Genomic DNA, 6,317 nt, shown 5'->3' on the forward strand with positions numbered 1-6,317 from the left:
AAGCTCTTATAAGCTTTCTTAAAGTTGATTTTTCTAAAACTATTTGTATATATGAAGAAAGGTTAGCTGTACTTGGTACTGATGCAGATATTTCTGTAACATATGTAACTCCACCTGCTCTTTCAAGCACATCTGTTGATTTTAAGTATTCTAAAACTGTAATTAAGTCTACTGCCATATCTCTTTTAAACATTTCAACTATTGATTTAAATAAAACCTTATGACTATCTCTATAGAAGTCTTCCTCTTCTAACTTTTCAGCAGCTGGTGCTATTGCATTCCTTGATATAAGCATTGATCCAAGTACTGATTGTTCAGCTTCTATACTTTGAGGTAAAGTTTTTGCTATTGGTCCTTCCACGTCTTTCCCACCTTTCACATATTATTTTACTTTACTATTATAATAAAACTTTTTCTTTTAAGCTACCTCTTTTAAAAATATAGAAGGGACCCCTATATTAAGAAGCCCCTTCAACTATTAAAATGCTAATTCTAAAATCTCTTCTATTGAACTAACTGCTCTAACTTCTATATCAGTTAATCCATATGGAATATCCTTCCTATTATCTTCTGGAACTAAAACAAGTTTGATTCCTTTTCTTCTAGCACCATAGATTTTTTCAAATACTCCACCTACAGGTTTAACTTTACCTCTTAAAGATATTTCCCCGGTAATAGCTAAATCTTGTCTTATAGGTTTATCCAATAAAGCACTTATGATACAAGTTGTTATAGCTGCTCCTGCTGATGGTCCATCAATATTTCCACCACCAATTACATTAACATGTATATCATAATCTCTTATATCTTTATCAGTTATTTTTCTTATTACTGATGCAGCATTGTATACAGAATCTTTTGCCATACTACCTGCTGTTTCATTAAATCTTACACTTCCACTACCTTTTTTCTTAGCTTCAAATACAGATGCTTCAATTTCTAAAGTTGAACCTAGGAACCCACTTACACCTAATCCATAAATGTGACCTACTTCTTTATCTGCACTTTCTGATGATGCTATTTCAAATGGTGAATATCTTCCTATTGAAATTACTTCTTCAACATCTTTTAATGTAATTTTTAATTTTTTAGGTTTTGCTTTTCTTTTATATAAAGCATAACCATATGCATCAGTTAAGATATTTACAGCTTTTCTTCCTTCAATAGTATATCTACTAATATATTCAGGAACTGTCTGTTCTAAAGAAACTTCTAGTTTTCTTGCTGCATTTCTTACTATATCTTGAATATCTTTTACACCTAATGGCTCAAAGTATACTTCAGTACATCTTGATCTTAATGCTGGATTTATATCTTTAGGTGCTCTTGTAGTTGCTCCTATTAATACAAAGTCAGCTGGTGCTCCTTTTTCAAAAAGATATTTTATATAAGCAGGTGTCTTTTCATCATCTGGGTCATAATAAGATGATGAAAATTCAACTCTCTTATCTTCTAATACTTTTAATAGTTTATTTTGAAGTATATCATCAAGTTCTCCAATTTCATCTATAAATAAAACTCCACCATGAGCTTCAGTTACTAAACCTGGCTTTGGTTCTGGAACACCTATATCAGCTAAATCTCTTTTGCTTCCTTGATATATAGGGTCATGTACAGATCCTAATAAAGGATTTGTTATTTCTCTTGGGTCCCATCTTAATGTAGTTCCATCTACTTCTACAAACTTTGATTCATCACTAAAAGGTGTGAATGGAAGTTTTCTAGCTTCCTCTAAAGCTATTCTTGCAGCAGTAGTTTTACCTACTCCTGGAGGTCCATAAATGATGATATGCTGTGGATATGGTGATGATAATTTTGATATTAATGATTTCACTGCTCTTTCTTGTCCTGCAATCTCTTTAAAAGATTCTGGTCTTAAAAAGCTCATTATATTCTTACTAACTACCTTATTATCAAGGGCTTCTAAATCCTCTAACTTTTTCTTAGTTTTAGCATTTTCTGTTCCCTTTTCTTTTTTAAGTATAGAAAGTCTCATTTCATCTATATACTTCTCTTGTTTTTCCATTATGGCTTTTTCAACTTTAGTTTCAATTTCTCTTTGAACATACTTCTTCGCTAGCTCTTCTGAAATCCAAACTATTGTATCTTCTAGTACTTCCTGAATCTTATCTTCAGGTGGTACCACTTCTATTCCTGCTCCATCAGATGCAATCATATTAAGTGCATAAGCTCTTTTTGCAAGTTCATTAGACTCTTTATAACCCTTTAGTTTATGTCTTACAGTTCTTGCTCTAATAGCCCCTTCATCTAATACATTTTTTAATATATCAAATAATACATTTATTTGAGCCTCTATTTCTAAATCTCCACCTACAACTCCTTGCAGGAACTTAATTTGTTCATTTAACTTCAAAATTATTCCTCCTTATGCTTGTGGAACAATAATAACCTTCATCTTTGTTGATACTTCTGGATATAACTTAACTTCTATTTCGTATCCACCTGCAACTTTTATTGTTTCCATAACAATTTTTTTCTTATCTATATTTACGTTATACACTTTATTTATCTCTGTTGCAACATCTTTACTTGTTATTGCACCGAATAATTTACCGTTGTCTCCAACTTTTCCTGTTATCTTAACTTCCTTACCTTTTAATTCTCCAGCTAATTTTTGAGCTGCTTCAATTTCAGCAAGTTTTTGTTTTCTTTCATTTTCTTTTTGATTGTTTAATATGTGCATATTAGCATCAGTTGCTTCCTTAGCTAATTTTTTTGGGAATAAGAAGTTTCTTGCGTATCCATCTGATGCGTTTATAACTTCTCCTTTTTTACCTATTTTTTTAACATCTTGTAATAATATAACTTTCATGTTATTCACCAACCTTTAAATATTTTTTAATTGCGTCATTTAACATTATTTTAACTTCATCTACGCTCTTATTTGATATTTTAACACCTGCCATGTTCAAATGTCCACCTCCACCTAGGCTTTCTAGAACGACTTGAACATTAATATCTCCTATTGACCTTGCGCTAATGTAAATATCTCCTCTTATATTGCAGATAACAAATGCAACTAATATTCCTGTTATATTTAATAACTCATCTGCTGATTTTGCTACTATAACAGTATTACTATCTGCAGGTGCTACTGCTATTGCTGTACCATTATCTGTTTTAGCTGATTTTATAGTTTCTGCTATTTGTATAAATTCATCTAAATTATCAGTAAATAATTTTTTAACTTCTGTTGTTTCAGCTCCCATCCTTCTTAAGAAAGATGCAGCATCAAAAGTCCTTACCCCTGTTTTAAATGAGAAACCTTTTGTATCCATATATATTCCTGCAAGTAACCCTTCAGCTTCTTTCTTAGCTACACTTGGCTTATCTAAAATATATTGTATGATTTCTGTTATCATTTCAGAAGTTGAAGAGGCATAAACTTCAATATAATTTAATAAAGCACCTTCTACAATGTCTGTACTTCTTCTATGATGATCAATTATAACTTTCCTTTTAACGCTATCTACAAACTCTAAATTACTTACATAGTTTTTATTGTGGACATCCACAATTATAACTAATGATTTTTCCGTTGTTTCTCTATATGCTACATCATATGTTATAAATAAATTCTTATATTCATCTTTTTCTTTTACCTGTGTAAAGAAAGGCTCAATTGCAAATGTATCAGTTCCAAGAACTATTGAACACTTAGTCCCAAGCTTTTTAACTATACTTGATAAAGCAAGTGCAGAACCAAAACAATCCATATCTAAGTTTTTATGACCTACAATAAATACTTTATCACTTTCATATATTAATTCTTTTAATGCATGAGATACTACTCTTGCTCTAACACGTGTTCTCTTTTCAATCTCTTTACTGTTTCCACCAAAGATTTTTATTTCTGTTGGAGTTTTTACAACAGTCTGATCTCCACCTCTACCTAAAGCAAGTTCTTTAGCAATAACAGCTAATTTATAGTTTTCCTTAGGTGTTAAACCACCTTTTCCTACACCCATACTTAACGTTATTTCTAGTTTATTTCCTTTGCATATTTTTGATATCTCCTCTAAAATATTAAATTTAGATTTGATTTCTTCATCAATATATTTATCAGAAACAGATAAAACATATTTGTTTTTATCATACTTCTTTATCATTGCCTCTAATTTGTTTCCATATGCAGTAATTTTTTGCTCTATCTCAGCAAGAATTAAAGGTCTAATATTTTCAGCAACAGTGTCTAAGGCTTCACTAACATTATCAATTTCTATTAAAACAACACTTTCTCTAGTCTTATCTACATCAACTAAATCACTTATATCATTAAAATATATTAAAAATAATTCCTCATTACTATCAAGTTTACTTGAATATACATCATATAACTTTCCATTTGATTTAAGTCTTTGATGTACCTCTTTTGTGACTTCTTTTATTTTATCTAAATCAATTCCCCTAGCAACACTTAATATATTCTCATCTACAAAAGTATCTCCATCTTTAAATACCTTCATAGCCTTATTGTGCCACCTTACTTTCCCAATAGAATCTATAAGCGCTATTGGAACTGCTAAGTTAGCTGCATTTTGCTTAATATCTTTATCAATTTCTTTAGCAAGATTTTTTTCATCTGATTCTTTTCTCCAAAAGATATTAAGTATATAAAAAATATCTATTAGATAAAGAATAACAAATAAAATAGCTAACTTTTCTATATTAAATATTAAAGAGACTATAATTCCTATTGCTAATATAATAGGTATTATCATCTTTTTAATAGGCGTCTTCACTTCCATTAAACTCCTCCTAATTTAATATTGGTCTTTTCTTTCTGAAATATGCCTTTTAAGTTTACTTAAACTTTCTCCTTCTTTTTCAATTTCATCTCCAGATCTTATTCCAATATCTAATTTCTCTTTTATCTGATCATCAACTTTAGATAAAGAGTATCCTAATTTATCAGCAAGTACATATAAGATTATTATTCCCCCTGATAAGCAATCTATTAAAGATTCTTCTGCAACATTACTTCCTCTTGTTAATAATACATAGAAGTCACCAATGATTTTTATTAACTGTGCTTTTAGCCCTTCGATTATTTTTACATTACCCATAATATTTAAATCTTTTCTTCTCATATATCTTCCCCCATTTTAACCCTGTATGTATATTTTAGTTTTTTTCCTCTTTTATTGCAAGATTTTAAGTAATTTTATTACATTAAAAGAATTTAATGTAATAAAATTACTTAAAAAAAGAAGAGCACAACAACAAATTGTCATGCTCTCTATATTACTACTCAGTTGTGAATGGTAATAAAGCTATATTTCTAGCTCTCTTAACTGCTTCAGTTAATTGTCTTTGATGTTTAGCGCAAGTTCCAGAAATTCTTCTTGGAAGTATTTTTCCTCTTTCTGTAACGAACTTTCTTAACTTAGCGATATCTTTGTAATCTATAGAATCAGCTTTGTCAACACAGAAAGCGCAAACTTTTCTCTTAGATCTTCTCATTCTTCCTGATCTTTTATTATCTCTGCTCATTTTTATTCCTCCTTACCTAGAAAATTTTAGAATGGCATATCTCCGTCATCAACAGGAGTCATGTCATCATCAAACCCAGCTCCGAACGAATCGTTACTTGGTTTTGAATTATCAGAACTATTTCCACCGAAATCATTACTATATGATTCAGTGTTGTTTCCACCTTTGCTTCCAACAAATTCAAAGCTTTCAACAGCTACATCAGTAGTGTATCTTTTTGAACCGTCTTGTGCATCATAACTACCAGTTCTTATGTTCCCAGTAATTGCGATTTGGCTTCCTTTTGTAAGATATTGTGCTATGGTTTCGGCAGTTTTACCAAATGCTACGCAATTAATAAAATCAGCTTCATCTCTCTTGAATTGTCTTGTAACTGCTACTGAGAATCTTGTTACCGCGTTTCCAGTACCTGCTGCAAATCTTAATTCAGGATCTTTTGTAAGTCTACCTATAAGTATAACTTTATTCATCCTATATCACCTCTTACGCTTCTTTCTTAATTATGATGTGTCTCATAACACCATCAGTAATTCTGAATATTCTGTCTAATTCTCTTGGTAATTCAGTGTTAGCTGTGAAGTCAACTAATGTATAGTGACCATCGTTAACTTTGTTAATTGTGTAAGCTAATTTTCTCTTACCCCAATCATCAACATTGTCAACAGTTCCTCCACCATTTTCGATTACACCTTTAAACTTTTCAACTGCAGCTTTAACAGCCTCCTCGTCTAGTGATGGGTGTAGTATAAATATAGTTTCGTACTTTCTCATCATTTTCACCTCCTCCCCTCGGACTAACGGCT

At 30.8% G+C, this 6,317-nt stretch carries 8 protein-coding genes; all 8 read right to left on the reverse strand.

Going from position 1 to position 6,317, the window contains the following annotated elements:
• A partial coding sequence (locus tag ACRDDY_RS10285; RefSeq protein WP_438564865.1) for a DnaB-like helicase N-terminal domain-containing protein occupies positions 1-361 on the reverse strand: 361 nt, incomplete at its 3' end.
• 117 nt (positions 362-478) lie between these two features.
• The gene (gene lonC / locus ACRDDY_RS10290; RefSeq protein WP_438564866.1) at positions 479-2,374 is read right to left on the reverse strand and encodes a Lon family ATP-dependent protease; all 1,896 of its coding nucleotides are present in this window, start codon (positions 2,372-2,374) and stop codon (positions 479-481) included.
• 12 nt (positions 2,375-2,386) lie between these two features.
• Positions 2,387-2,833, reverse strand: a complete 447-nt coding sequence (gene rplI / locus ACRDDY_RS10295) for a 50S ribosomal protein L9 (protein ID WP_438564867.1) — start codon at positions 2,831-2,833, stop codon at positions 2,387-2,389.
• A 1-nt stretch (position 2,834) separates the two neighbouring features.
• Positions 2,835-4,769 (reverse strand): DHH family phosphoesterase, encoded by a 1,935-nt coding sequence (locus ACRDDY_RS10300; RefSeq protein ID WP_438564868.1) that lies wholly within the window; start codon positions 4,767-4,769, stop codon positions 2,835-2,837.
• 15 nt (positions 4,770-4,784) lie between these two features.
• Positions 4,785-5,111, reverse strand: a complete 327-nt coding sequence (locus tag ACRDDY_RS10305) for a MazG-like family protein (protein WP_438564869.1) — start codon at positions 5,109-5,111, stop codon at positions 4,785-4,787.
• 157 nt (positions 5,112-5,268) lie between these two features.
• Positions 5,269-5,514 (reverse strand): 30S ribosomal protein S18, encoded by a 246-nt coding sequence (gene rpsR / locus ACRDDY_RS10310; RefSeq protein WP_438544316.1) that lies wholly within the window; start codon positions 5,512-5,514, stop codon positions 5,269-5,271.
• A gap of 26 nt (positions 5,515-5,540) precedes the next feature.
• Positions 5,541-5,984, reverse strand: coding sequence for a single-stranded DNA-binding protein (locus ACRDDY_RS10315; protein ID WP_438564870.1), 444 nt, complete (start codon positions 5,982-5,984; stop codon positions 5,541-5,543).
• Positions 5,985-5,997: 13 nt separating this feature from the next.
• Entirely contained in the window at positions 5,998-6,285 is a 288-nt protein-coding gene (gene rpsF / locus ACRDDY_RS10320) for a 30S ribosomal protein S6 (RefSeq protein WP_438544314.1), read from the reverse strand.
• Between the last annotated feature and the right edge of the window lie 32 nt (positions 6,286-6,317).

The organism is Clostridium sp., from assembly GCF_051656525.1.
GTDB lineage: Bacteria > Bacillota > Clostridia > Clostridiales > Clostridiaceae > Clostridium.